At 44.4% G+C, this 25,207-nt stretch carries 21 protein-coding genes; 10 read left to right on the forward strand and 11 right to left on the reverse strand.

The features are described 5' to 3' along the window. Positions 1 to 65: 65 nt before the first annotated feature. A complete protein-coding gene (locus KHO06_RS20780; RefSeq protein WP_212583299.1) occupies positions 66 to 3,578 on the forward strand; it encodes a tandem-95 repeat protein in 3,513 nt (1,170 codons plus the stop codon). Between the two features lie 81 nt (positions 3,579 to 3,659). On the opposite strand, the gene KHO06_RS20785 is transcribed toward KHO06_RS20780, so the two are convergent. The 3 genes from KHO06_RS20785 to KHO06_RS20795 all read right to left on the reverse strand — a co-directional run bounded on the left by KHO06_RS20785 (position 3,660) and on the right by KHO06_RS20795 (position 5,713). Next, positions 3,660 to 3,956: a hypothetical protein gene (locus KHO06_RS20785; RefSeq protein WP_043883431.1), complete on the reverse strand. Its 297-nt coding sequence runs from the start codon at positions 3,954 to 3,956 to the stop codon at positions 3,660 to 3,662. A 117-nt stretch (positions 3,957 to 4,073) separates the two neighbouring features. Further along, the gene (locus KHO06_RS20790; protein WP_212583300.1) at positions 4,074 to 4,409 is read right to left on the reverse strand and encodes a hypothetical protein; all 336 of its coding nucleotides are present in this window, start codon (positions 4,407 to 4,409) and stop codon (positions 4,074 to 4,076) included. A 122-nt stretch (positions 4,410 to 4,531) separates the two neighbouring features. Continuing rightward, positions 4,532 to 5,713, reverse strand: coding sequence for a DUF5666 domain-containing protein (locus KHO06_RS20795; protein WP_212583301.1), 1,182 nt, complete (start codon positions 5,711 to 5,713; stop codon positions 4,532 to 4,534). Between the two features lie 89 nt (positions 5,714 to 5,802). Here KHO06_RS20795 and KHO06_RS20800 point away from each other — a divergent pair, with 89 nt between their 5' ends. The 4 genes from KHO06_RS20800 to KHO06_RS20815 all read left to right on the forward strand — a co-directional run bounded on the left by KHO06_RS20800 (position 5,803) and on the right by KHO06_RS20815 (position 10,166). Next, a complete protein-coding gene (locus KHO06_RS20800; protein ID WP_212583412.1) occupies positions 5,803 to 6,471 on the forward strand; it encodes a response regulator transcription factor in 669 nt (222 codons plus the stop codon). Further along, positions 6,443 to 7,684, forward strand: a complete 1,242-nt coding sequence (locus KHO06_RS20805; protein WP_077201809.1) for a HAMP domain-containing sensor histidine kinase — start codon at positions 6,443 to 6,445, stop codon at positions 7,682 to 7,684. Before KHO06_RS20800 ends, KHO06_RS20805 begins: the two co-directional genes overlap by 29 nt. Before the next feature lie 130 nt (positions 7,685 to 7,814). Continuing rightward, a complete protein-coding gene (locus KHO06_RS20810) occupies positions 7,815 to 8,744 on the forward strand; it encodes an SRPBCC family protein (RefSeq protein ID WP_212583302.1) in 930 nt (309 codons plus the stop codon). Positions 8,745 to 8,876: 132 nt separating this feature from the next. Then, positions 8,877 to 10,166: an alkaline phosphatase gene (locus KHO06_RS20815; protein ID WP_212583303.1), complete on the forward strand. Its 1,290-nt coding sequence runs from the start codon at positions 8,877 to 8,879 to the stop codon at positions 10,164 to 10,166. A 106-nt stretch (positions 10,167 to 10,272) separates the two neighbouring features. Here KHO06_RS20815 and KHO06_RS20820 read toward each other — a convergent pair whose 3' ends face one another. The 6 genes from KHO06_RS20820 to KHO06_RS20845 form a co-directional block, all read right to left on the reverse strand. After that, positions 10,273 to 10,719 (reverse strand): hypothetical protein, encoded by a 447-nt coding sequence (locus tag KHO06_RS20820; RefSeq protein WP_212583304.1) that lies wholly within the window; start codon positions 10,717 to 10,719, stop codon positions 10,273 to 10,275. A gap of 12 nt (positions 10,720 to 10,731) precedes the next feature. Continuing rightward, on the reverse strand, positions 10,732 to 12,510 hold the full coding sequence (locus tag KHO06_RS20825; RefSeq protein ID WP_212583305.1) for a S8 family peptidase: 1,779 nt from the start codon (positions 12,508 to 12,510) through the stop codon (positions 10,732 to 10,734). A 255-nt stretch (positions 12,511 to 12,765) separates the two neighbouring features. Next, a complete protein-coding gene (locus tag KHO06_RS20830; protein WP_212583413.1) occupies positions 12,766 to 13,086 on the reverse strand; it encodes a hypothetical protein in 321 nt (106 codons plus the stop codon). A 25-nt stretch (positions 13,087 to 13,111) separates the two neighbouring features. Then, positions 13,112 to 14,887: a diguanylate cyclase gene (locus KHO06_RS20835; protein WP_244858453.1), complete on the reverse strand. Its 1,776-nt coding sequence runs from the start codon at positions 14,885 to 14,887 to the stop codon at positions 13,112 to 13,114. Between the two features lie 792 nt (positions 14,888 to 15,679). Then, complete coding sequence (locus KHO06_RS20840; RefSeq protein WP_212583307.1) at positions 15,680 to 16,936, reverse strand: aromatic amino acid transport family protein; 1,257 nt, start codon at positions 16,934 to 16,936, stop codon at positions 15,680 to 15,682. Between the two features lie 220 nt (positions 16,937 to 17,156). Next, positions 17,157 to 19,142: an EAL domain-containing protein gene (locus KHO06_RS20845; RefSeq protein ID WP_244858454.1), complete on the reverse strand. Its 1,986-nt coding sequence runs from the start codon at positions 19,140 to 19,142 to the stop codon at positions 17,157 to 17,159. A gap of 595 nt (positions 19,143 to 19,737) precedes the next feature. Between KHO06_RS20845 and KHO06_RS20850 the strand changes: the two genes are divergently transcribed. From KHO06_RS20850 to KHO06_RS20860, 3 genes are all read left to right on the forward strand, one after another. Then, complete coding sequence (locus KHO06_RS20850; protein ID WP_182052373.1) at positions 19,738 to 20,172, forward strand: N-acetyltransferase; 435 nt, start codon at positions 19,738 to 19,740, stop codon at positions 20,170 to 20,172. A 454-nt stretch (positions 20,173 to 20,626) separates the two neighbouring features. After that, positions 20,627 to 21,580 carry a glycosyl transferase family protein gene (locus KHO06_RS20855; protein WP_212583309.1) on the forward strand — a complete coding sequence of 318 codons (954 nt, stop codon included), beginning with the start codon at positions 20,627 to 20,629 and terminating at the stop codon, positions 21,578 to 21,580. A gap of 226 nt (positions 21,581 to 21,806) precedes the next feature. After that, positions 21,807 to 22,724 (forward strand): dienelactone hydrolase family protein, encoded by a 918-nt coding sequence (locus KHO06_RS20860; RefSeq protein WP_212583310.1) that lies wholly within the window; start codon positions 21,807 to 21,809, stop codon positions 22,722 to 22,724. 98 nt (positions 22,725 to 22,822) lie between these two features. Here KHO06_RS20860 and KHO06_RS20865 read toward each other — a convergent pair whose 3' ends face one another. Both KHO06_RS20865 and KHO06_RS20870 read right to left on the reverse strand, forming a co-directional pair. After that, positions 22,823 to 23,227 carry a PPC domain-containing DNA-binding protein gene (locus KHO06_RS20865; protein WP_212583311.1) on the reverse strand — a complete coding sequence of 135 codons (405 nt, stop codon included), beginning with the start codon at positions 23,225 to 23,227 and terminating at the stop codon, positions 22,823 to 22,825. Between the two features lies 1 nt (position 23,228). Further along, positions 23,229 to 23,804, reverse strand: coding sequence for a TetR/AcrR family transcriptional regulator (locus tag KHO06_RS20870; protein WP_005531575.1), 576 nt, complete (start codon positions 23,802 to 23,804; stop codon positions 23,229 to 23,231). A gap of 260 nt (positions 23,805 to 24,064) precedes the next feature. Between KHO06_RS20870 and KHO06_RS20875 the strand changes: the two genes are divergently transcribed. Both KHO06_RS20875 and KHO06_RS20880 read left to right on the forward strand, forming a co-directional pair. Further along, the gene (locus tag KHO06_RS20875; RefSeq protein ID WP_045374810.1) at positions 24,065 to 24,679 is read left to right on the forward strand and encodes a glutathione S-transferase; all 615 of its coding nucleotides are present in this window, start codon (positions 24,065 to 24,067) and stop codon (positions 24,677 to 24,679) included. A 252-nt stretch (positions 24,680 to 24,931) separates the two neighbouring features. Next, complete coding sequence (locus tag KHO06_RS20880; RefSeq protein WP_045395635.1) at positions 24,932 to 25,192, forward strand: hypothetical protein; 261 nt, start codon at positions 24,932 to 24,934, stop codon at positions 25,190 to 25,192. Positions 25,193 to 25,207: the final 15 nt, after the last annotated feature.

A 25,207-nucleotide genomic window follows, 5' to 3' on the forward strand; every position in this document is an offset into this window, starting at 1 on the left:
AGCACAGGTAGCGGAGTCTACAGAAAAGAATTGCAGATTTAGGCGAGTTTAGTAAGGATACTTTCATGAGATATACACTGCTATCAGCAGCTATGTTGTTGCTGCTAAGTGGATGTGGTGGCTCTGATTCAGGAACTGACGCAGGAAGCGAAACAGATTCTGGAAGCACAGGCAACGACACGAACACAAATACCAATTCATCACCAGAAATCCTATCTGGCCGTTTTTCAACTCTGGAAGACACCCCTTTATCCATCAAGCTTACTGACTACGTGAGTGACCCAGAACAAGATGCATTGACCATCGAAGTGAGCCAGCAGTGTTCTGACTATTTGACGTGTTCAATTAAAGATGACGTTTTATTGGTGACACCCACTCTTAACTATTTTGGCCCCGATAATTCAATCGCGATAACGGCGAAGGATGGTAAAGGGAATCAAAAACAAGGTCAGTTCACAGTATCGGTGGAAGCAGTTAATGACGCCCCTTCATTGGAGTTAAGCGATATTGTTCTTAATGAAGATGATAGGGTAACGATTGAACTCCTGCCTTTCGTACAAGATGTCGATAGTCATAGCTTTTCATTCACTGTTGAATCGTGTGCGGAAAATATGCAATGTGCGATCGATGCTCAGCGCTTAACCGTGACTCCTAAAGAAAACTATTTTGGTTCAATTAACTCTGTATCAATAGGCGTTAGTGATGATGATGGCGCCTCAAGTAATGTCACGTTCAATGTCGATATAAACTCGATATATGACATGCCAAGCTTCAATGCTCAGGAAATCTCAATCAATGAGGATACCAGTAAATCAATTGACCTAGCAGATTGGTACCATTCTGTTGAAGACATACCAGTTGAGTTCTACTTGAATGAATGTGCCTCAAACCTAACCTGTCAGCTTGAAGGGAGCGTTCTCAGCCTAACCCCTAGTGAGAACTATAACGGTGCAGATAATTCAATTCTAGTGGCGACAAAAGATACATTTGGGTTTTCTCAGTCAGAAGAGGTGAATGTTGTTGTTTTGCCGAAAAATGACCTTCCATCGCTAATGATACCTGATCAGTCTACTGAAGAGGATTCAATTTTCTCGCTCAATCTTTGGAGCTTTTCTTATGATATCGACGGTGATGAAATGCTTTACAACGTTGAGTCATGCCCTAGTAATGTAGAATGTTTGCTCATTTGGGAGATGTTATATTTGATTCCAAACCGCGAATATTCGAGCCCTGAAAACGCGGTAACAGTCTCCGTCACGGACTCAAACAGTGCCAAAGTAATGCATACCTTCAACTTAGAAGTCACAGAGGTCAACGACAGCCCGACTTGGACCTCTATTCCGACGCAAACTATGCAACTAAACAGTACTTTGGAGGTTGACCTATCACCTTACGTTTCCGACAAAGAGGGGAATGCTATTTCACTTTCGGTATCGAGTTGTAACGAAGGTATTACATGCAAGCTTGAAAATGAAAAACTGATTTTAGAGAAACCTCAGATCGCGGACGATGTTTATCGAATCGATGTTCTGGCAGATGATGGAAACAGTTCCTCTCCCGCAGCAATTTTAGTGTTTAGTGAACGCGAGAGCGTCGACTTGATTGATGGTATTACGTTCTTTCCACCAGTCGATGCGATTTCAGAAAACGCCGACATGCCATATTCGATGAATGCTGAAGTGGATGTTCAGAGTTTGGTGATTAATGGGCAAGAGTTTGAGGTCTCGGATCCTCGTTCTTGGCAAGATAATCTGAGCCTAACAGAAGAAAATAATCGCTTTGAGATTACTGTAGAAACAGAAACGCAAACCTCCACATTTATTCGAACCTTTAAGTATCAAGGGCCGTTGCATCACGGAAGCAAAGATCTTACGTATCTTAGTGATGGTCAAATTTTGGTTAATGATTACCGTCGTGATGCTTTATTGAGTTTTAACTTGACCTCGGGTCAAACAGAGCAGTTCACACCCCAGTCTGTCCAAGGTTTACCAGCAACGCCAGAATCCTATGTGGTGTCGGGGCAAACTGTTGTTGGCCATGTCGTTAATCCAGACAGTGGTGATAATGAGCTGTATCTTCTCGATATGGAAAATAATGAAGCACAACTGCTTTACAATTTAACTAATGACAACATCAGGCTGTCCAGAATGACAATGTCTCAGGATGGCGCTTCAGTGTTCATCGTGTTTGTTGGTGCTAAACAGGTGGGACCAAACTCTTGGCAGAATTATGAAGAGTTCTACGATTTTGATATCGCATCAAAACAAATGGTGTTCATCGCAGATACGATATTGGCGAGCGATGATGGAATTTTGAGAAGTGTTGATTCAGTTAAATACTCAGACACGGAACATAAGCTTTATCTACTGGACAGGGGGCTTGGGTTTAATGACGACACTAGTCTCTATTCGTTAGCGCTCTCTGGAGATCAACAAGGTAAAATTCGCAAAGTTCCAATGACGGCGGGTGAGCAGTGTGTTCAGCTAGACAGCTTAGAGCTATCAGAAGGCAATGCACGTGCAGACTCTGAATGGTACTTGGTGTCGAAGCAAGACCACGGCGTGGTTTATGAAATGGATATTGAGGCTGGATGTTTGAAAGAATATTTCCGAATGCCATCCGACCTGCATGCTGAGCGTGAGTCGCTACAAGGGTTTGATATCAATCCAAATACGGGAGAGATGTACCTTGGTTTTTATTCTGGGCCAATATCGTACGATCAAGCTACAGACTCCTTTGATTCTCTCGAAATCAAGGGTTTTTCTGGTCAACCATGGGAAATTGATGAGATTACAAGCCTAATCGTTGATCGTCAGAGAGAGCGAGTTCTGTTTATTGATGGCTATAAATTAAATGCCTACGACCTTAAAACGGGTCAACTCTCTTTGCTCTATACCTTAGGTGGCGAAGGGCTTTCTTTGGCTTGGGATGAGAGTCTAGAGAAACTGTATATTGGGGATGATTCTGGAACATTAAGTGTTTTTGATTCCGCTACCGAACAACTGCAAGTATTGGTTGATCCTAAAATTGGGCTCGAATTTGAATTTATTGCACTATCAGGAAGTGAGGCCATTTACTTCATCGATGGAGACGAAATAAAGCAGTACGACCTACAGGATGGCGGTGTTGAGGTCGTATCTGCAAATGACCCCAATGCTCAGTTTTACAGTGTCACAGGGCTATTAGTCGATGAGTTGAATAATCGTTTAGTTGTGGACTCACAGAAACGCCGTGATTTTGGCCGAACGTATTTTATCTCAGTGGATATAGAGACTGGTGTGCGCACTTTCCTTAATGAGTCAGAAGCCATTGCATTGAATATCGAGGGCTCCATCTCTTGGGATCAAGATGCCACAGGAATTATTTATCAGAATTACACTAATGACAGTTTGTATCGCTATGACTTGGTGTCCAAGTCGACTGCTGTTATTGCGGACAGTGAAGCAAGCCCGAGCCTACTTGGTTCGATTTCGGTTGCCCGGTGGTACAGCGAGAGCGTGTTATTGGTCGGTTCTTATGAGTTGAATGGGTTTTGGCTAATTGATCTAAACACGAATCGAAGAGTGTTATTACGTTAGCTTTTAAACTGAAAACAAAAGAGCGTCCAGATGGACGCTCTTTTTATTGGTTATATATCTATTATTCACAGCAATCAGAAGTTAATCCGTGATGACTTTCTTGGTTGTGTTTTTGAGTGGTTTCTTCTCTTGCTCTGGCATGGCTGCGTCTACCGCTTTGCCAGCCAGTCCATCATCGGGTAGGGCTTCTTTACCTGCATCGACGGTGGTGTCTTTCAACGCTTCTTTTGGCGTACAACGACCACCAACACCAACAACTGCTTTAGTCGCTGTGGCCTTAGCGGCTTTTTCAGCATCACAATCTGGATCCATGACACCCGCATAGCTCGCAGTCGAACCAAACAAGAAAAGGAGAAGGGCAAGGTTACGTTTTTTCATTGCAGTTACCGTATTCATGTAAACATCAATTAAGTGTAACTGAGTGTGGTGAGTTTGCAGGAAAAGAAAAGTGCCGCCGACGCGACACTTGAGAGTTTCTGTTGTATTTTCGGAAGTTTAGTCGTTAGCGAGCTCAATTTCTCTTGCGATATTTTGATCATTCATTACCACGCCATCAACTTCGATGGTTGCCCCGTCTAGGTTCGCTTCTTGCACCCCGTTAATTTGAGTATTGCTATCAATCACGACAGTTTTGGTTTGGAAGTCTGGTCCGTGTTCGTTTTGGCAATCCAGTACGAAAGTTCGGGAGTTTGCGTCGTAACTGTTTACAAGGCCTGTACACTCGAAAGACTCTAGTCGCTCTGGTGCATCCTGAGCATTTGTCGCAGCGAAACTGCTTGCTGAAACACAAGCACCGAAAAGCATAATTAGAGGTAGTGTTATTTTACGCATTATTAATCCCTCATTTGGTCATACGTATCTGTTTTAAAGAGGATAGAAGAAAAGTCGATACGGAAGGAAAAGAAGCACCAAACTGTGATGCTTCTTAAATATTTGCGTGTATTTACATTGCGTTAGTCGTCGTGGCCTTCTGCTTCCACTTCACGCGCGATGTTTTGGTTGTTGATGATCACACCTTCCACTTCAACTCGAGAACCATTTAGGTTGTGTTGACTTAAACCTTCGAAACGAGTTTGAGCGTCAATCACAACCGTGTTGTTCGACATAGTTTGGTCAGCGTCATTCTCACAACGCGTTACTTGGAAAGTCTCAGTGTTGACATCGTAGTTGGATACCACACCTTCACATTCAAACTCTTTACCTTGCCAGTTGCTGTCGTGGTCGCCATCGAAATCAGGGCCGTCGATTTCAACGTTTGTCGCTGTGCGAACACCATTTTTCATTACTGATGTCACTTCAACTTCTTGGCCTTGTTTAAGATCGGCTTTGGTACCATCTTCAAAGCGTGTTGCGCTGTCGACAGCGAAGTTACCACGGTAGTTTAATGAGAATTGGCTGTAATCGTTCGCAACCCATGTCACGATGCCTTCCACATCATTATCGCCAACAAGGCTGTCATAGTTTTCAACTTCTACTTCGGTTGCCACAAATAGGTCGCCTTGCATTGAGCCTTCAGCTTCAACCCATTGACCAACTTCTAGGCCATCAACACGGTCGTAAGAAACGGTTGTGTTCGCACCCAGTTTGAAGGTGCTGTTATTTGCATCAATGCTTGAGATACGGCCTTCGATTTCATCAGGACCGTTGTAGTCGAAGTCAAACTTCACAACGGATAGCACTTTGTAGCCAGCATCAGCGGTTGGCAGTGAGGACACCATAACCCAATCGCCTTGGTCGATTTCATTACTCAAATCTTCAAAATGAAGTTCGACACCGTTAACAGTGAAGCTTTTGTTTACATGATCAATTGCCGTCACTGTACCAGTCATGGTTGGCTCTAGCGTAACGACTACTGGTTCCTCTGCCGATTTCTCTGTTCCAGAACCAACTTGAACCATCATGTTTCGCTGAACAGCACCTAGATTCGTTTCTTTTGAACCATACATGACTTCAGAAACATGATAGGTATAGCCGTTTACTGTAATGGTGCTTTTCGCTTCGTTGACTGATTCAACCGTACCAATTGCCGAGCTTGGTTTTGCCGCCGGTTGAGGTGAAGAACTACCACCGTCTCCAGAACCGCCACAACCAGATAATGCCAAACCCACTGCCGCTACAAGCGCTAATTTTTTCATGATATCGACCTATTTTTGAAAGCTTATTTATGAATTTGGTTGTATCTTATGACGCGTATCGTGAAGTGTTCGTGAAGAAACGTGAGCCTATGAAAATATTAATTGTCGATGATAATCACAATGTTTCAGAAACTATTGCTGATTATCTAGAACTGGAAGGGATGACGATCGATTGCGCTTACCATGGAGAGGCTGCGCTAAATTTAATTCAAGAAAATCATTATGATGTCATCATTATGGACATCATGATGCCAAAACTCGATGGCATTAGTACGGTTGAAAAGCTGCGTCAAGAATTCTTATGTGGAACGCCAATTTTATTCTTGACCGCCAAAGATACCTTAGATGACAAAGTGGCTGCCTTTAATGCGGGTGGCGATGACTATTTGATGAAGCCTTTTGCCATGCAAGAGCTTAGCTTGAGAGTTCACGCGCTGGCCAACCGAGGTCCAAGACAAGACATAGGAACGCTGAAGTTTGCTGATATTAGCTTGGATGCTCGCACTGATGAAGTGACTCGGATGGGTAAAAACATCAAGCTCAGTCGCATTCAAACCAAAATCCTAAAATTATTATTGAAACGCGCTCCTTCAGCGGTTTCTCGTACTGAAGTGATTGAGAACGTGTGGGGTGATGAGCCGCCGGGAAGTGATGCGTTGAGAAGCCACATTTATGGTTTAAGAACGGCACTCGACAAGGGTTTTGATGATTCCAGATTAGAGACGATTCATGGACAAGGTTACCGACTCAAAGCATAAAGAATACCCAAGCATATATCGCAAGATCCGCTGGGGTTTTGGCTTGATGACCTTTGCGATGTTTACGTTGTTTTGGTCGTTGATCTACGTTGCTGAGAACAAACTTGAAGTATTGAGCTTGCACCATTGGTTAGATACAGAAGTTGAGCTTTATAAAGAAAACTACCAAAAACAGGGGTGGGACGCACCATTGCCCAATGTGCTGGAGTTTGATTCTTATTGGAGTGAAGCGCCAACGCCGGATTGGTTGTTGTCGTTTAAGTTTCCTGGATTCTACGAGTATCTTTTAGGGGAAGAGGATAAGCACTTCGTGGTGTTTGAGCATCCTTCTGGTAAAGGTTTGATGTACATCGTCTTCCAAGATGACTCAGACGACTATTTGGATGAATACGAAAGCTCGTTGCACCAGTTTACCTTTTTCTTAGGGGGCTTGTTCTCCATTATCATGGTCGGGTATGGCGTATACATGGTACGGATTTTGTCTCGACCTTTAGCTAAGATCGAAGACAAAATTGGTCACATGCCTCCGGATCAACCGACGTTTAATGTTGATACCAAGTTCAGCGAGACTCGCCATATTGAGCAGACGTTGCTCGACAGCAAAAATGAGATTGCAGGTTACTTCCGCCGTGAACAAGAGTTTAGCCGCTTTGCCTCTCATGAGTTACGCACGCCAATCATGGTAATCAAAGGCTCTGCCGATATTTTAGCTCGTGTGCCGGAGCAGCCTCCGGTGGCTCAAAAGGCGGTGAGACGCATGCAAACGGCTTGTGACGAGATGCGAGTGTTAACTGAAGCGTTCCTCTTGTTGGGCAAAGAGAAAGTTGAAGATCAACATTACGCGGATCACGCTTTACTAGGGTGCTTGAATCAACAATTAGCGGAACTGGCACCACTATTTGCCAAACAAGGTGCAGAGTACAAACTGGATGAGCTTAATAGCGGTATGGTGCATGCGCCTGAAAGCTTTGTGACGATCGTGATCAACAACCTGATCAAGAACGCATTCAGTTACAGTATCGGAGATATCGAAATTGTTCTTAATGGTACTCAATTGACCATTGTGAACCGTCACGATGGCAATGAGACCTACAACGCCGGCTATGGATGTGGCTTAGTGATCGTTGAACGTATTTGTGAGCGCATGAGCTGGCCGTTTGAACTCAATGATGATGGTATGAGGTTTACTGCCAAGGTCGATTTTTATTCCTAAACCTTGTGTGCATGTTTTGAAAGCCAGAGAACATACTCTGGCTTTTTTGCATCTAACTGTCAGTGAAACAAGAAATAAATTCGATATCGATTAGACTCAAAAGAGTCAAAGTGAATTCAGAGGAGTGGTTATGCTCTCATATCAGGTCAATCGAAGTATCGAGATAGAAAAAACACAAAGTGAAATCATCAACTACCTAAAAGATTTTACTCGTTGGCCTGAGTGGTCGCCGTGGATCATTCTCGAGCCAGACTGTGAGCTAACTTACAGTGATGAGCAAGGTGTGGTAGGGGCAGGGTATCAATGGAACGGAAAACGAATTGGTACTGGTGCCATGGTTCTCGAAAGTACTCAAGAGCATCGATTGGACATGGAACTTCACTTTTTTCGGCCTTTAAAAACTCATGCGAAAGTTACTTTAATAGTGACGCCGTCACAAGCTGGTTGTACCGTCGAGTGGCTAATGCAATCACGTGTACCTTGGTTCTTGTTCTTTCTAAAAAACGTGTTTAAGTCCATGATCGAGATGGATTATGACCGTGGCTTACGTATGTTGAAAAGCCAGTTGGAAACAGGGCAAGTGTTATCCCTGCTCACTGATTTGGGCTCCCGGAAGCAAAATGAAGTCAGTTACATTGGATTATCCGGTGCGGGTACGATTCCTGATCTTGGCCATCTCATGCAATCGCATGTGGTGCGATTGTATGAGATGGCAGAGCAAGAAAACCTGCCTGTCACTGGTGAGCTATTTTGCTACTACCTATCAATGGACATGAAGCAAGGATACTTTGAGTTCATTACTTGTTTGCCTGTCAAAGCTGGCGTTGTCGCGACTGGTGAGTTTGTTGCCGGAACCATTCCCGAAAGTGACACCTATGTGATTGAACACAAGGGAGAGTATCAATTTTTGGGGAATGCATGGTCGTATGCGATGAATCTTACTCGGCACAATGGCATCAAAGTGAAGACCAAACCGTTGGGCATCGAACGTTACCTTAATAACCCAAATGACACTGACAAAGCAGACTTGTTGACTGAGGTGATTGTGTTCAAGAAATGATGTGCGTTGTAAAACTATGAAGCAACGCCATGTTTCATCCTAAGTGCATGATAGTATTGGCATACAAATTAGAACGATACTCAAGTTGATGTGCGCCTTTATGGTGCCATCGCACTATGTCATGGATGAGATATGAGACTTAAATACTCCCTAATTACCGCGAGCCTCTTGGCTACCCATTCTTACGCAGGTGACGCGCCGAAGAGCATTATCTATATGATCGGTGATGGCATGGGGCCAGCCTTTACGACCGCTTATCGCTATTATCATGATGATCCAAACACAGATGAAATAGAGCCGACGGTTTTTGATTCTATTTTGGTTGGTATGGCGAAGACGTATCCTGATGATGCGACTTACGTTACTGACAGTGCTGCAAGTGCTACCGCTCTGAGTACCGGTATCAAAAGCTACAATGGTGCTATCGCGGTGGATACGGATAAGAAGCCGATCAAAACGATGTTAGAGATGGCGAAAGAGAAGGGCATGACCACAGGCTTGGTGGCCACATCGCAAATTAACCACGCAACGCCTGCAAGTTTTGCCGCTCATAATGAATCTCGCCGAAACTATGACGATATCGCCAATGATTACATCGACAATAAAGTGGGTGAGAAATTACCAGTCGATCTACTCTTGGGCGGTGGTGTTCGCTATTTCGAGCGTGAAGACCGTAATTTAGTTGACGAGTTCAAGCAGCAAGGCTACCAATACGTTGCCGACTTTGGTCAGCTTCCTGCACTACAAACTTTACCCGCCTTAGGCTTGTTCGCGGATAAGGCATTTCCGTTCGCACTAGATGAAAACCCCACTCGCCTAGAAGAGATGACCAACAAAGCGCTTTCTCTATTACAACGTCAAGACAATGGCTTCTTCGTGATGATTGAAGGTAGCCAGATCGACTGGTGTGGGCATGCGAACGACATTGCGTGTGCAATGGCAGAAATGAATGATTTTGCTAAATCCATTGAGTTGGCTAAAGCGTATGTCGATGCTCACCCTGATACTTTATTGGTGATCACCGCTGATCACTCAACTGGCGGCTTAACAATTGGCTCGAATGGGCAGTATCAGTGGGACACTGAGGTGATTAAGGGTGTTCACAAAACGGCATGGCCTTTAGCGATGTCTCTTGCGCAATCCCATGACATGATCGCGACATGGAATGAGTCGGTCGATTGGTCATTATCTAAAGATCAAGGTCGAAAGCTGGCATACGCTAAATTGAGTGAAGAGCCAGCTAAAGCTCTCTACAAGGAAGTGAAAGCGATCATTAATGAGAAGAGCTACACCGGTTGGACGACAAAAGGCCATACTGCCGTTGACGTTCAAGTGTTCGCCTATGGGCAAGGTGCGGATAAGTTTGTTGGTTCGCAAAATAACACTGACATCGCGAAGAAGTTAATCAGCTTTATTCAGTAGGCTCTCAACTCAATAGATTTAAACTGTCCGCTTCTCGTAAGCGAAAAGAAAATGCCTCAGCATGTGCTGAGGCATTTTTTATAGGCCAACTTCTCTTGTTAGAGAATTATTGTGCACGGTATTTACCGCTGTTTAGTTCAATTTTAGTCGCTTTTACGCGACTGTCAGCATTTAGGTAATCGCTGATACCCAGAAGATCTTGACCTTCCGCAGCTTTGAACACGGCTGATTCACCTTGTGCAAAGACGACATCAAGTTTGAGCTCTTTAGCTACTGCCTTAGCATCGGCTGGGCTTTTCACCGTAACAAAGATAAGGCCCGTTGCTTTAGATACGTTACTAAACGCATTCTTAAACACCTCGTCACCAGCGTGTAGCTCTGCCGCTTCGGCAAGGCTATCAACAGAAAGCTTACGGTAATCTTGGCCGTTAATTTGTACGGCATCAGATGCAACAAACAGTTCAGGTGTCGGTTGCTGAGCCAATTGTTGCTCTGCTTGTACAGCCGCTGCCATTGTCGATAGAGCCAGAATAGAAAATGTCATAAATTTCATGTGAATGACTCCTTAGTGACCGAAGATACGCATAGACCAGTTTTTGATAACACCTGGTTTTGCGTTGTTAGCCATCGGTACATCATAGATAGCTGAAGAATTGAAATATGCAATGAATGAGAACACTTCATCGCCGTTGGTATCGATCGCTCGTAGTGTCCATTCGCCTTTCGCGTTTTCACCGTAGAATTGGTTAGAAAGCATCAACTGGTTTTCATAACCTGCTACTGTTGGATCAAGAGATTGACCAACGAGACCATTACGCGGTGTTTGCAGAACTGAACGTGTACCTGATGGAGAAATCAGCTCAATTGCCAAATCTGGTAGACGCGAGTGTTCAAGTGTAAGTTTCACTTGTACTGACTCAACAGTAATGTCATCGGTAACAGCAATCGCTGAAGAACCACCCGCCAAGCTTGCGTCTGGAACAATTACTTCCGTCGCATTGCTTGCCCAAGGTGTAATAACTTGTGCAGGTAGAACATTGTTTGTCATACGAGCACGTTTCATCGCTTCATCTAGGTTAACTGCGCCAAAACCATAGAAGGTATGGAAGTCAACGCCAGCTGCGTTTGTCTGCCATGGTGAAATCGCTTCGTAGCTGACCAAGTCTCCTTGGCTATTAACGAACTCAAGTTGAACACCTGGGTGGTCTTTGTCGGTTACGCTTGCTGTTTCTGCTAGTAACGCACGGACATCACGAGCGGTCAGCGCATGGTTGGTTGACATAATCGCCGCAATTGCACCAGAAGTGTTTGGCGCCGCTGAAGACGTACCATTCATTGTGCTGGTGTAGTTACAGTTCGGATCTTGCTCAGTACCGCCGTGAAGGCCGTTAATACCTAAATCTGCACTGGTGTTTTGACCTTCTTCACAGCCTACTAGGTCTGTCGTTACCATTGCTGGAAAGTCTTGACCGTATTCACCCGCTGGTGCCGCGACCCACACATTAGCACCAACGGATGAGTAGCTTGCGCGAGTTCCGTCAGCACGAAGTGCGCTGGTTACAAGGTTGTAGTAACTCGCATTGTCGTAAGACTGTGCCGAGTTATGCATTGGTAGGCCTTTGTTGCCACCGCCTGCGAAAAAGTCGCTAGGAAGCACGAAAAAACGGCCAGTGTTGAAGTAGCGATAACCGTTACCGGCAGATTTAACGAAGACAGCACCACGACCCCAAGCATTACCTTCGCTGACGTCTTTCATTACATCCATTTCAAGCTTGAACTGCGGATCGTTCTCGTCGAATGGAATAGGGTAGATTGGGCTAAAACCATAACTTTGGTTGAAAACGCGAACATCGCTGGTTGCAGCGTCCACGCCGTGAGAAATCAACCAGCCTTCCAGCGTTTGGTTTGCGAGCCAGTTAAAGCCCATTAGAGAAGAGCGAGAAGCTACGCCGCGAACGCCCTCACCGTTGTTACCAACTGCACTGATTAGGCCAGCAACAGCGGTACCGTGGCCATTTGTATCAACTGGGTAATCGGCTGGGAATGAAGAGTCTTCAACGAAGTTTCTACTACCTGTGACTACGTTACCTGCAAGGTCTGGGTGATCGATCTGTACGCCAGAGTCAATAACGGCAACTTTTACACCAACACCAGCAATGCCCATTGCTTGTGTCAGTTTGGTGTTCAAGTCATTACCCGCAACGGCAGGGTTTGCTGCAAATGCAGTTTGGCCTGTGTTGTCTAGGTGCCATTGCTCAGAGTAGAGCGGATCATAAGCCGAGACGGCAGGAGAAAGGCCTACTGCTAACATTGCAGCGAATAGGCGATTAATGCGTGTTTCCATTTGTGACCTCATGTCTTTGTTTGGAATTTTTGTCCCTGTTCGATACTCCTTTAAACAGGTCTAAACAAAGCTAGCGGCTTAGAATGGAAACGAAAACTGTTTACATCTTATTTACTTTTGTTTTTCGACGCACGACATTTTCTTGACGATAAGTGCTTGAAGTCACATTAGAATCTAGATATTTGCAGGAAAGATTGCATGTTTAAAAAGCAGAAAAACTAGAGAATTTTTCTGCTTTTTATGGAATGGGATGATTTATATGGCAGGTTGTATGGTTGCCGCAGGTTCTGTAGGGGCTTGTTCTTTACGAGACAGCAGACCGTCAACCACTTTTTCTACATAAAACTTCTTATACTCCTTATCACACCAACGCTTGTTCAAACCACGACGGTTGAATTCGGCACCAATTGCCACGCGGGTTTGATTTGATGCGCGGTTGTAATACAGGGTTTCACATAACTGCATGTTGCTCATCTGCTGAGCGTACACATTAACACTGCTGCTTCTCATTCCTAATTGCGCGGCTTGATGATTGCTGCACGCGGCCAATACTAAGGGCGACAGTGCAGCGAGAATCCATGTTTTTTTTCATTGTGTTTTTCTATGACGTCGAGTGAATTTGGTACTGGTTTCGACCAGATTGTTTAGCATCGTACAGAGCTTGGTCAGCGGCAAAGAACCATTGATCCCACTCCTGTTTGATGCTTTGCGCACTTAGCTCGTTAACTGCGCCGAGTGAGATTGTCGCGCCTAGCGATTCAGAGTCAACCTCAAGGTTGTTGTTTTCAACTGCAAGTCTCAAACGATCTAACGTTTTTGCACAGTCATCAGCGTGTCTAATTTCGAACAGCAGCACAAACTCTTCGCCACCCCAACGGACGAGTAAGTCTCCGGCGCGCGTCGCCTCGTCGAGAACGCGTGCAACGTGCAACAGCATTTTATCGCCTAGGTCATGGCCATACTGGTCATTGAAGGCTTTGAAATGGTCAATGTCAATAACGGCAAGGGCGAACTTACGTTCAGGGCTTCGACGCGCCATTTGATCCAGCCAACTAGGCAGATAGCGACGATTATGTACCTTCGTTAGCGGGTCAGTGGTATTTTGCTGCGCCAACTCCTCGTTGATCTTGTTCATTTGACGAATGTAACGGAAAAGCCAAAAACCGATAGCGGCAACAATAAGGAAGTAGAAGATTTCGCGGTAGCGTTGGGATTCAAGCTCAGAAGCTTGGAGCGCATTCTTCGCTTCGAGAAGGGTCAATTCTTTCTGAGCCAGCTTCGCCTCTAAGTCGAGCTTGATATTGATCATCTCATCGCCATGAACATGGCTATCAAAGCTTTTTTCTAAGTTACGTAAACGACCTAAATTATCGAATGCTTTTTCAAAATGTTTTAATTCTTGGTTGGCGCGCACGAGCACTAAATACAGGTCCATTTGCTGCTTAGTCTCTGCACTTGCCGTTTCACTTAGGCCTTCTAATGCAGTTTTTGCACTCTCAATTGCTTGCTCATATTTCCCATCCTTAAGGTAGGCTTCGGCAAAAGCTTCGTGGCAGGCGGCTTTTAGGCCTTTTAAGTTTTGCGGGTTCGGAAGTTCTAAACATGTCTGTGCAAGTTGATAAGATTCTTCCATCTTACCTAGTGTGCTAAGAAGTTGGGATAAGTTAGAAACGGAGTTATGCTTAATTCTGACTGAGCCGGTTGCCATGGAAAGTTGGGCAGCTTGCTCAAAGTAACGTTCTGATTCTTCGTACTTTTCCATGCCATAGTTAATGACACTTAAGTTCGCATACATGATGGCAAGGAACAAGCTGTTGTCATACTTATCGTCGCTGTTTAAGTAGCCATTAATCGCTTGGTCGAGATAGGTTTTTGCCCGATCCCAATCCGACAGTTCCATATAAAGTGAAGCGATGTTGTTGAGTGTCATCGCAATCTGGATCTCAAACTCAGATCCTTCAAGCAAATCATAAGCGGTTCGATAATGTTTTAAACCGGTTTGTACTTGAGCGCGTTGAACCTCTGCATTCCCAAGCCAGCGGTAAGCTCGACCTTGAAGAGAGTTATAGCCAATCTGGCGAGAGATATTGATGACATCGTGCAGAAGAAGCTCGCCTTGCCAAACTTCGTCTGCTTCTATCAGTTCGACGGCTTGGTTTAACTTTGCTTCTGCAATCACCCAAGGCAAATCATGTTGTTTGCCGAATTCAACGAGGTCAGGGAGCTCTGGAATTGGAACGCCTTCGTAACGCTCAAGATAAATATGTGCGAAGTAATAAAGTGCTTGTGAATCCGGAGATGCGTCCGCGGGTAATGTGAAGTCGCTTGATTTGATTGAGCGAGGCTTACCGATAGAGTCGAAATAAAATTCCAACATCGGGTCGTCTTTTATCGAGATATGGTGTCTGAGGTAACTTTCTTTGTTCGCGTGGTCTGCAGAGAAACTACTGGTTGAACACATCGCGCCAAACACAATCGGAAATAGATACCGTAACGTTTTAAACGGTATAAGCTTTAGACGGTTGATAAAAGCGAACTCTTTAAAGTGAAACACGCAAGAAGTCTATCATTTCTCATCTATGAATAACCACAGATTTAGTTGTTTTATCTGTACATTAAAAGTAACTGTTCAATGAGTGAAAATAGGCCACTGAAATACAGACGTTTTTAACACAAAATGCTCAAAAATATCCGGTTGGACGGATGTCTTTCAGCTTTTCTCGTTAAAGGCTGTTGCCATAAGAATCTTAACAATAGAGTAGGGGAAAGATGAGTAGGTAACTCTGTTCATAAAGAGGATAAACGATGGGGTAACAGCTCGTAAAAAATCCCTCGATCTCTAAAATTTCATTTAGCTGTCATAAATATTTAATATTGGTATGTCTTGTGAAAAAACATCTTTTTAGACATAGTGTTATTAAGCCATGAAAAACTGGTTGTTCCAACTAAAAAGGAGATTGCCTATGCACAACGAAATGATTCAACCTTCTCGCTTCGGTATCATCGGTCGTACTTGTATCGCTTCAGTACTTATGATCGCAGGTGTTTTCACTCTTATGTAATAAGACGGTAGTTCATCAGTACTGCTAAGAAAACATAGCAAAATTCAGGGAATTACCTTAACAAAAAATAAGGTATTCCCCTGAAAATCCTATCTAAGTCTCTATTCTTAACTCAACAAGCTAAAAACCAACGCACTTACTGCGATAACTCCCGTCATAAGTACAAAGTAGGTCGATGCTTTTCCACGATACTTCTGCAGGCCTTTTACTTTGTATACCGCTAGCATTGGCATAATGAACAAGATCATTGCGATGACAGGTCCCGACAGGGCTTCCATCATCCCCAAGATGCTAGGGTTCATGATCGCAGCAATCCAAATAGACACAAACAGTACAACAACACTGATGCGATCTACGCGTCGTTTTGGCATATCAGAATGCTTAGTGATCAAACCATTCAAGCTTTCACGTGCACCAAGGAAGTGACCAAGGAAAGAAGAGGTGATCGCGACAAATGCGACAAGTGGACCTAACGTTGCAATAAAAGGATTGTCCGTAGCGTTTGCTAAGTAAGACAACACAGATACGTTTTGCTCTTTTGCTTCTGCCAGCTGTTCCGGAGATAGCGCGAGTACGCAAGAGAAGACAAACAACAGCACAAAAGCGATCAGCATGATGCTAGTGCGGCGTAAAATAAGCTCAGACTTCGCATCCGCTGCCTCACCGTAGTGACGACGTTGAACATTGGCAAAGCTTGAGATTGCTGCCGCGTGGCTGAAAGAAAAAATGACGACAGGAATCGCCAACCACATGGTGCTTGCAAAAGACGACATTTCTGGCGCATCCATTACTGGCATGCTCCAGTTTGGCATTAAGTAGAATGATAGAAACGCCAGAATCGCCACCAACGGGTAAACCATGATGGCAAAGGCACGCAGCATTACTTTTTCACCCGCCATCATGATAGCAATTAAGCTAAACACTAATACGCCAGACAGTAGGGCACGCGGTAATGGCTCCATACCCGCTTGGTTGACCATAAAGCTGTCGACAGTATTGGTAATGCCAACGCCATAGATTAGTAGGATTGGGAAGATAGAGAGGAAGTACAGCAGCGAAATTGAACGACCCGCTTTCGCGCCAAAGTGTTCTTCTACCACATCGGTAAAATCAGCGTTCTTGATCTTTGAGGACAGGACAAATCGGGCAAGACCACGGTGAGCTAAGTAAGTCATTGGGTATGCAAGAACCGCCATGACAACGAGAGGCCAAAAGCCGCCAATACCAAGGTTAATCGGCAAAAATAGAATACCTGCACCAACAGCAGTACCAAACAAGCTTAATAGCCAGTGTGTATCGTGCTTTGTCCAAGTATTTTTGGTGTTTAATTCACTAAAATTTAACGTATCTCGAGATTCTTTCACTTAAAACTCGCTTTTATAAAAATAATAATCGCGCGGATGGTATATGTTTTAGTGATTGTTATCACATCGAGTTTGTGGTGAATCGTGCTAGTGAAAAGGTGGTGGTGTAAACTATCGAACCATGAAAATTTGAAAAAAGCGATATATAGTTTCAGTTTGTCGTGTTTAAATTGAAATAATATCGCGAAATTTTATGATTTTATGGTTTTAGATGTTGTGGTTAAGCTTTGTTCGATAATATTGTAAGGTGTTCAGAGAGCGGAATCGGTTTAGAAACGCCAAACCCTTGAGCAAACTGGATATTTAATGCTCTTAATGTCTCTATATGAGCTTCTGACTCTACAAATTCAGCAACAGTCACGAGGTTCATGCTCCTTGCTACTTGGCTAATGGCTTGGACGATAATTCTGTCGTTCTCACTAGCAACGATATCTTTGACAAAAGAACCATCCACTTTTAGTACATCCAGTGGAAGGCGACGCAAATAGTCAAAGCTCGCGTACCCTGTACCGAAGTCGTCAAGTGCGATAGTTGAGCCCGCTTTGCGTAGTAAGTTCAGGTTCTGGATGGCGATCGGCTCATTACAAAGGGCATCAGATTCTGTGATCTCAAAGCAGAGCTTATTCATCGGAATTTCGTGCAGTGCGGCTTTTGTTTGTATCTGCTCTGCCAAACCTTCTGAGTTGAGCGCTTTTGCCGTTAGATTAATAGAGCAACGACCGACTGAACGCCAATCGTGAATTTGTGCTTTTAGTGAGAGAAAGGTGTGCTCAATTACCCAGTTATCCAGTTCAAGTTCTAAACCAAATTCGTTAATCAGCGGAAAGAACTCTCCCGGTGACATCAACGTATCTTCGCTGGGTCTAAGACGTAAAAGTATCTCAAAGTTCGCTGCTTGGTGTGCCTCACTAAGTGCGCGGTAAGGTTGGCAGTAGAGCTCGAACTCGTTTTTACGAAAACACTGCTGAATAAAACTTAATTGATCAAGTGTATTCTTTTGCTCTTGATCCTGAGTAATCCAGTTCACACAGCGATGTTCGTGACCTTGCTGTTCGCACAGTTTAGAAATTAATGGATCGAGGCTTTTGTCTCCGTAAACCGAAGCACACTGTATGGTACGTTTTACCAAGCTTATCGCTTTATCATCAAAGTAAAAGTAAAAACGATCTAACAGAGCGATAAGGGTTTCTAACTCAGCATCCATATCAGGTAGACGCGGAGCGATACACAGCAAGCCGCTGGCAAACGGAGGTAAATAGGCGCGTTTTAAATGCTCAGTGTTGGAGGCAAGATATTGGCTGAGCTGCTTCATTAGCTGAGCCCTACCTTGGTGGCCTAAACCATTGAGTTTGGATAGCGTTGGTTCTAGGTCGATATATATCACGGTTGCATTGGCTTGCTTGGCAACATCCTCTTTTAGCTGGGCGAGATTATATAAACCCGTAAAGCTGTCGATACGTTCTTTGCGAATGGCGTTGCGTGTCGTGACATAGTTTTTAATCGTGTGCGCGCCCAACATAAACGTGAGCATGGTGAGAACGAACAACACCAGAAGCATCGCATAAACTTGTTCACGTGAAAGAAGTTCGGCATTAAAACGATTAATGATGCTAAAAACACAAATCAACAATGTTGCAGCACCAACTAACATAGGGCGAATCAGTCCAAACTTACCCAATCCCATACCAACCAAGCAGAGCAATATCAAACTGAGCGTGTTCAGTGTGAGTGGGTTGTTTGTTGATATGCCCCCGACTAGGAATAATGCACAAATCATCACCCATATACGAAAGTGAAATGGACTAGAGTGTGCGCTCATCATTGCACGGTCGAGCTTTAGGTATGGCGCATTTTCTCCATCGAGAACGTAACTCAACCCTAGACTCAATAAGGGAGTTAGTACCATCTGTGTCAGAACCGCACTTAAAACCGAATAGGCGATAAATTCAAATGAAAAGTTGGGGCTACCGCCGAGTAGCACACTGATTAACAACAATAAAGCCGTATTGGCGATTGGGTAAAGAATACCGATAAACAGAGCGAAATAGCTTAGCTTTACAGTAAAGTTGTAGGCAGCAACATGTTTCAAAGCCGAGCGATAGAGCTGGCAAAACAATAATGGAAGCACAGGAAGGAACAGAGCGAACATCAGCGCCATATCAAATGGACGTTCAGAGCAAATGGTGTAGTAAAACAGCAAGCTCACGATGATCGTGGGCAGTACCCTAAAATTGTATCTGAGCGTAACTGCAACAACGAAAGCGGCCGTAAAAGAGAGCACGTGAACGCGATCTTGCGCAATCACATAGAAATTGGAGAGGCTATAGCTAACTTGTATTGCGCAAAAGATTAGGATCTGAGTCCCTAAAAACTGCCACCACTTTTTATTTTTATATTCGAGCAAAGGGCTGATTTGCTCGAGTCCAGACATCGACATTATTCAACTCTAATTATGACAGCGTAATTGAAGTCTCTGCACTAATAATGCGAGAGCCTCATTTTTATAATGATTCGCCTAGCTAAAGGATCGCAATGGCTCATGGTGGGCGAGTTCGCCCTTATTGTTGTTATTGTTTCTGCTTATGAGAGCGGCGATTATTCTACAAAAAACAAGCAACAATCAAATAAAAACTGGTACGACGTTCCATTAATCAAAACTACCTCTCATCAATGAGAAGTGGTCTTACCAATCTACTGAGTATGATTATTTTAACAGATTGCTAGGAAAGGTATGAAATCATTAGGTTTTATCGCTTTTCGCCACTATATTCCGCTTCTTAAGCTCAAAAGGAACCGTTTTAATGAAGATTACCCCAGCAGGAAAACAGGATTTGGCGTCAGTACACGCACTTGAACACGTATTGTTTGGTCATCACGCTTACCCTCAGTTTTTCTTTCGACAAGCATTTGATTGCTGGCCGCATGGTTTGTTGATTGCCAAAGAAGAAGATCAAATTACGGGTTATGTACTGATGGCGACAAGCGATGAGCGAAACACACATTGGATCTTGTCGCTTGCGGTAGATAGCCAGCATCGAGGAAAGGGGATTGCTCGTTCGCTTGTGGAGAATGCAATTGCAAAGGTAAGCTCAGGTTCTATCGTTAAGTTAACTGTCGATCCAAACAATGCGCCAGCTTACAAGTTGTACAATTCGTTAGGCTTTAAGGCTCTGGAAAAAGAAGAAGATTATTTCGGTGATGGAGAGCCTAGACTGGTCATGGCACTAGCCCGTTAATCTTGCACTTCTGTGATACAAGCTCGCACCTAATCAGTGCATTGCCAATTATAAAGCTATAGCTGGTTTTGTTAAGTTATTGAAATATAGATTAATATGAAATTGGAATCGGGTTTGCAACTTAGATTATGTTCATCGTTAACTCGATGCGCCGCTTTCCCTTAGCAGGCGGTTAAGCGGATAGGGTATTACTTTTTTGAGCTTTTATAGGCAATGCAGCCTCTCTCGTTTCGGGAGAGGTTTTTTTTCGCTTGTAGCTCAGTATTTTAAGAGGATGCCTGCTATTAAATAGTTCGTTCACGAATCAAGGAAGGCGGACTGTAAGATTAAAAGGTGGCGGTCACTGTATGTTTGGGTACGGAGGTTAAGAAGCATTGATTGTGATGGGAGAAGTTGTCAAACTGCGCAAACAACTAATAAAAACCGTACAGTCAGTGACGGAATACGAGGGAATATGAGCAGCATTTTGGAGTGTATCAGAACAGTCGGTCGTGGTGAACGTGGACGAAAACCACTGAACTTTGACCAAGCGTTTCGAGTTATGGATGAATACCTAAACGGCGAGTGCGACGACGATCAGATGGCAATGTTATTGATGCTGATCCGCGTACAGAACGAGACTCAACAAGAAATCGCTGGCTTTGTTAAAGCATTCCAATCCCGCATGCCAGCTATTGGCACAGACATTGACTGGCCATGTTACGCAGGCAAACGTGAAGCAGCAGGTCAACCTTGGCACCTGTTGGCAGCGAAGATCCTCGCCGATAATGGTCATAAAGTGTTGATGCATGGTTATCACGATCGTCAATCTGGTCGTTTACATGCTGAAGATTACCTCGACAAATTTGCTATCAAGAAAGCGGAATCAGCAGAAGACGCAAAGCGTGTCTTAGAAACACAAAACATCGTGTATCTACCGCTCAGTGCGTTTGCCCCTCAAGCAGAAACCATGATTGGTTGGAAGAATCGTTATGGGCTTAGAACGCCGATTAATACCGTGGTTCGTGCATTGAACCCAGGGCAAGCGACCGTCGGTATTCGTGGTAGTTTTCATCCTGGATTCCAACAACTTCATGCAGAAGTTGAGTACGAGATTGGTCAAACCGCTCACGCCGTTGTGTCATTCAAAGGACAATCGGGTGAGTCAGAATACAACCCGAAAGTAAGCCAAACGGTATGGTTAAGCCAAACAAGCGGCGTGACATCGCACTACTGGACGGAGCAAATGCTGTCTGAGGTGCCAATGCCAGTAAATTGCCCGTTTGGTACGTCAGAAGATGACATGAACCAAATGGCGAATACGGTTTTAGCGACGATGACAGTGGTTCTATTTGCACAAATGCACGACAGAGAAAAAGCATTTGAACGTGCTTTTTCTTACTGGCATGCCTATTGCGGCCAGCAATAACGTACTATTGTCAATGAATGTAAAACCGACGACGCAAAGTTGTTGAATCTGAATCCATTATCTATTGTTTGAAGAAGGTAAAAGATCCTAGCTCACCAGTGATGTGTTTCACCGCCGCGTTCCGTTTCAGGGGTGAAACCACCGTTCAAGAATCAGTCGCGTTCGACTTCGTTTCGCCGCTGAGAGTTTGAAATAAACATATGGTAAGACGTAGAGGACATGGATAATGGTTCTAAAGCATACCACTACCAAACAAAAGGCTTCTCATCCTATCCCGCAAGAAGCCTTCGATTGGTACGACGAATACGCCCATGGAAAAATCTCACGCCGTGAGTTTCTAAATAGGCTGGGTGGCCTTGCTGTGCTTGGCTTTAGCATGACAGCACTGGTCGACGCGCTAACCCCGAATTACGCACTGGCAGAACAAGTTTCATTTAACGATCCTGACATCAAAGCAACTTACGAAACCTTCCCATCACCAAATGGGCATGGAGAAGGGCGCGGCTATTTGGTGATGCCACAGAAGAAGACCTTAAAATCACCGACGGTGTTAGTGGTTCATGAAAATCGTGGGCTGAACCCTTATATCAAAGATGTGGCTAGGCGACTCGCGAAAGACGGCTTTATTGCTTTTGCTCCAGATGCCCTATACCCACTTGGCGGCTATCCAGGGAACGACGATGAAGGTCGCTCTATGCAGAAAGAGATGGACAGAGCTAAGATCGAGCAAGACTTTATTGCGGCGGCTAATTTCATCAAACAGCACGAGGATGGGAACGGTAAGTTGGGGGCGGTCGGGTTCTGCTTCGGAGGTTACATTGTCAATATGCTTGCAGCAGTGATGCCCGATGAGCTCGATGCAGGTGTGCCTTTCTATGGAACACCAGCGGCACAAGAGATCCAAAAGCAAGTCAAAGGGCCGTTGATGATTCACTTTGCAGGACTCGATAAGCGTGTTAACGAAACATGGCCTGCTTATGAACAGCAACTGATCGCAACCGACGCACAGTATCAAGCGTTAATGTATGAGAACGTCAATCACGGCTTCCATAACGACTCAACGGCACGTTACGCTCCGGAAGAAGCAGCACTCGCTTGGGAGCGCACTCTCGGCTTCTTCAAAGAACATCTCGCCTCTAGTTAAAACGCTTCAACTTTAGTTGGCACATTCCGTATATATCTTAGTAAGAAAGAAACGAATAGAGCTCCAGAGACAGTACAGTATGGCTCTGGGGCTTTTTACTATTTGGAAGGATTCACTTGTAGTTCGGTATAGCCAGTCGAGTCGTCCATCGCTCTGGTAAACTCAAGTTTTGAGTAAGAATGGATGATCAATTCTGCGGTAGTATCAATCACTGTGCCTTCTAGCAAATGCCCACCCCAAACTCGTCCTTCACGATCAGAGACTGATATATGAACGTGTTGATGTTCAGGCGTTAGGGTTCCCATCACAGAGACGATTTCAAACGGCTCTTGTTTGGTTAACGTGCTTTCTGCACCTGCCAAACGAAGGTTGAGGTCAGAGACACAACCAACACATGAAGCAATCGAGCCTGCTTTGATATCGTGCTCCGCGACCAATTTCGCTAGGCTCAGCTTTAAGTCCATGCCTTTGGTAAGACGTACTGCTATCACTTCAATCGACATATTACTTCCTAATCAAAACCAGCAAGCAGGAAAGCGCCGTATCTAAGTCGGCATAACGTTTGGCTTTGCCAAGTACGCGCATGCCTTGCATGTTGTTGAGAACGAAACGAGCGAGTTCTTCTGGTTTCAGCGTTTTCGGCACTAAGGTTTCTTTTTGCGCATTGGTTAGCGCATCCGCAATGATGTCGATAAGATGGTCAAATAAGAAATGCCCTTTGCGCAGTACGTCATCGTCTTCACCTGCATGCTCAATCAACGCATTTTGGATAAAACACCCACAGTTGCGTTTGCGTTGCAGCTCAGCAAAAGATTTAAGGAACGATTCCAACTCAGGTAAAGACGCATCGTCTTTTTCCAAATCATTCAGTGACGGTAGCGAGACCTTTTTCAAGTAAGCATCGAGCGCTTCGTAGTAGAGCTGTTGCTTGTCACCATAGGTGTTGTAAAGACTGAAGCGGTTGATGTTCAACTCGTCGGTGAGATCCGAGATTGACGTGTTCGCAAAGCCCTTGCGCCAAAACACATCCATAGCCACGAGAAGCTTTTCATCTCGGTCGAAATTGGCTTTTCTTGCCATAAATTACCTGCCTGGGTCTGCTTATCGGGTAATTGAATCATTTTGGAGGGATGGCACAGAGAACCTCTAGCGTTCGAACTGAACCAAAATAGTGAAACTCCAAATTCATACGAACTCACAAACGGCATCAAAAATCTCGCTCAGCAAACAGACCCAAAACTGTTTGAAAATTTTTGATAATGAAGTTCTTGACTGATCGTTTATAAACTGGCTACAGTATATCCTAACCAATCGGTTAGAAAAAGATAAAAGGATGTGAAATGAAGCTGTATGAAACCGCAATGACTCCAAGTTGTAAGCGAGTTAGCATTTTTCTAAAGGAAATCGGTGGCGAGGTTGAGCGAATTGCGCTGAACGTTCGTGAGGGCGATAACCTATCTGAACCGTTTAAATCGAAAAGCGTGAACGGCAAAGTGCCTCTACTAGAACTGGATGATGGCACGACGATCTGTGAAAGCGTGGCGATTTGTCGTTACCTAGATGAAGCGTTTGAAAATGATCTTGCGCTGTTTGGTGCTAACCAACTCGAACGCGCTCAGGTAGAAATGTGGCATCGTGTGGTGGAATTCCAAGGCTTGTACACGGCTTTTCAGGCGTTTCGCAATATCACAGCAATTTACCAAGACCGTGAAAACTGTGTGGCTGCGTGGGGTGACGAGTCGAAATCCCGCGTATTAGAATTCCTGCCAATTCTCGACAAGCGTCTGTCGGAGAGCGAGCACATCGCGACGGACAACTTCACCATCGTAGACATTACCGGCTACATTTTTGTTGGTTTTGCCGTAAATGGTTTGAGTATTGAAGTGTTCGAAACCTACCCAAATATTGCACGTTGGTTTGAACAAGTATCGGTGCGTGAAGCATTCCAAGACTGAGGCTTAGTCTGCATCAACAAAGCAGTGAAGCTTGTATGAGTTCGCTGCTTTTTGTCGCTTTAAGCGTAAAGATCTTCAATTTTCTCGGGTTTTCTCTTTTTTCAGCCTCTCTCCTATAATTAACTTTGTTAATGAAACAACCTCAATTGGCTCTTACGGCGTTTTAGAACGTTACGTTCTTAGTCTGTAGACGTCCCAATCATTATTGGAATTCATCAAGTAATGAAGGACACCAAGCGACAAGGAGAGGTTATGCGTGTTCGAAGTAAAACCATCAATGGCGTGTTGTGTACGCTGCTCGTAGCGTCTGTGTGCGGGCTCGTGGCCATGTATCAAAGTCACACTCAGCAGCATCAACAAATTGAACTGCTGCGTGGGCAACTGGTGGAAAAAGAAAACCAAATCGTAGTCTCGAATGAGGCGTTATCTTACACCCGTTATCAACACCAACTTTTGGCGGAAGATTACAGCCGTTTCAGAGATGAGCAATCCATGAGTAATGTGCTGCCATAAAGCAAATAGGCAAGG

Origin of the sequence: Vibrio sp. B1FIG11 (genome assembly GCF_905175335.1) — a bacterium.
Lineage (GTDB): Bacteria > Pseudomonadota > Gammaproteobacteria > Enterobacterales > Vibrionaceae > Vibrio > Vibrio campbellii.

Coding starts and splice junctions, on each gene's coding strand:
- KHO06_RS20850 (WP_182052373.1), top strand. CDS start 19,738: ATGAAGATTACCCCAGCAGGAAAACAGGATTTGGCGTCAGTACACGCA.
- KHO06_RS20795 (WP_212583301.1), bottom strand. CDS start 5,713: ATGAAAAAATTAGCGCTTGTAGCGGCAGTGGGTTTGGCATTATCTGGT.
- KHO06_RS20815 (WP_212583303.1), top strand. CDS start 8,877: ATGAGACTTAAATACTCCCTAATTACCGCGAGCCTCTTGGCTACCCAT.
- KHO06_RS20855 (WP_212583309.1), top strand. CDS start 20,627: ATGAGCAGCATTTTGGAGTGTATCAGAACAGTCGGTCGTGGTGAACGT.
- KHO06_RS20860 (WP_212583310.1), top strand. CDS start 21,807: ATGGTTCTAAAGCATACCACTACCAAACAAAAGGCTTCTCATCCTATC.
- KHO06_RS20785 (WP_043883431.1), bottom strand. CDS start 3,956: ATGAAAAAACGTAACCTTGCCCTTCTCCTTTTCTTGTTTGGTTCGACT.
- KHO06_RS20800 (WP_212583412.1), top strand. CDS start 5,803: ATGAAAATATTAATTGTCGATGATAATCACAATGTTTCAGAAACTATT.
- KHO06_RS20810 (WP_212583302.1), top strand. CDS start 7,815: ATGCTCTCATATCAGGTCAATCGAAGTATCGAGATAGAAAAAACACAA.
- KHO06_RS20875 (WP_045374810.1), top strand. CDS start 24,065: ATGAAGCTGTATGAAACCGCAATGACTCCAAGTTGTAAGCGAGTTAGC.
- KHO06_RS20835 (WP_244858453.1), bottom strand. CDS start 14,887: ATGTTGGAATTTTATTTCGACTCTATCGGTAAGCCTCGCTCAATCAAA.
- KHO06_RS20870 (WP_005531575.1), bottom strand. CDS start 23,804: ATGGCAAGAAAAGCCAATTTCGACCGAGATGAAAAGCTTCTCGTGGCT.
- KHO06_RS20825 (WP_212583305.1), bottom strand. CDS start 12,510: ATGGAAACACGCATTAATCGCCTATTCGCTGCAATGTTAGCAGTAGGC.
- KHO06_RS20820 (WP_212583304.1), bottom strand. CDS start 10,719: ATGAAATTTATGACATTTTCTATTCTGGCTCTATCGACAATGGCAGCG.
- KHO06_RS20865 (WP_212583311.1), bottom strand. CDS start 23,227: ATGTCGATTGAAGTGATAGCAGTACGTCTTACCAAAGGCATGGACTTA.
- KHO06_RS20880 (WP_045395635.1), top strand. CDS start 24,932: ATGCGTGTTCGAAGTAAAACCATCAATGGCGTGTTGTGTACGCTGCTC.
- KHO06_RS20805 (WP_077201809.1), top strand. CDS start 6,443: ATGGACAAGGTTACCGACTCAAAGCATAAAGAATACCCAAGCATATAT.
- KHO06_RS20790 (WP_212583300.1), bottom strand. CDS start 4,409: ATGCGTAAAATAACACTACCTCTAATTATGCTTTTCGGTGCTTGTGTT.
- KHO06_RS20780 (WP_212583299.1), top strand. CDS start 66: ATGAGATATACACTGCTATCAGCAGCTATGTTGTTGCTGCTAAGTGGA.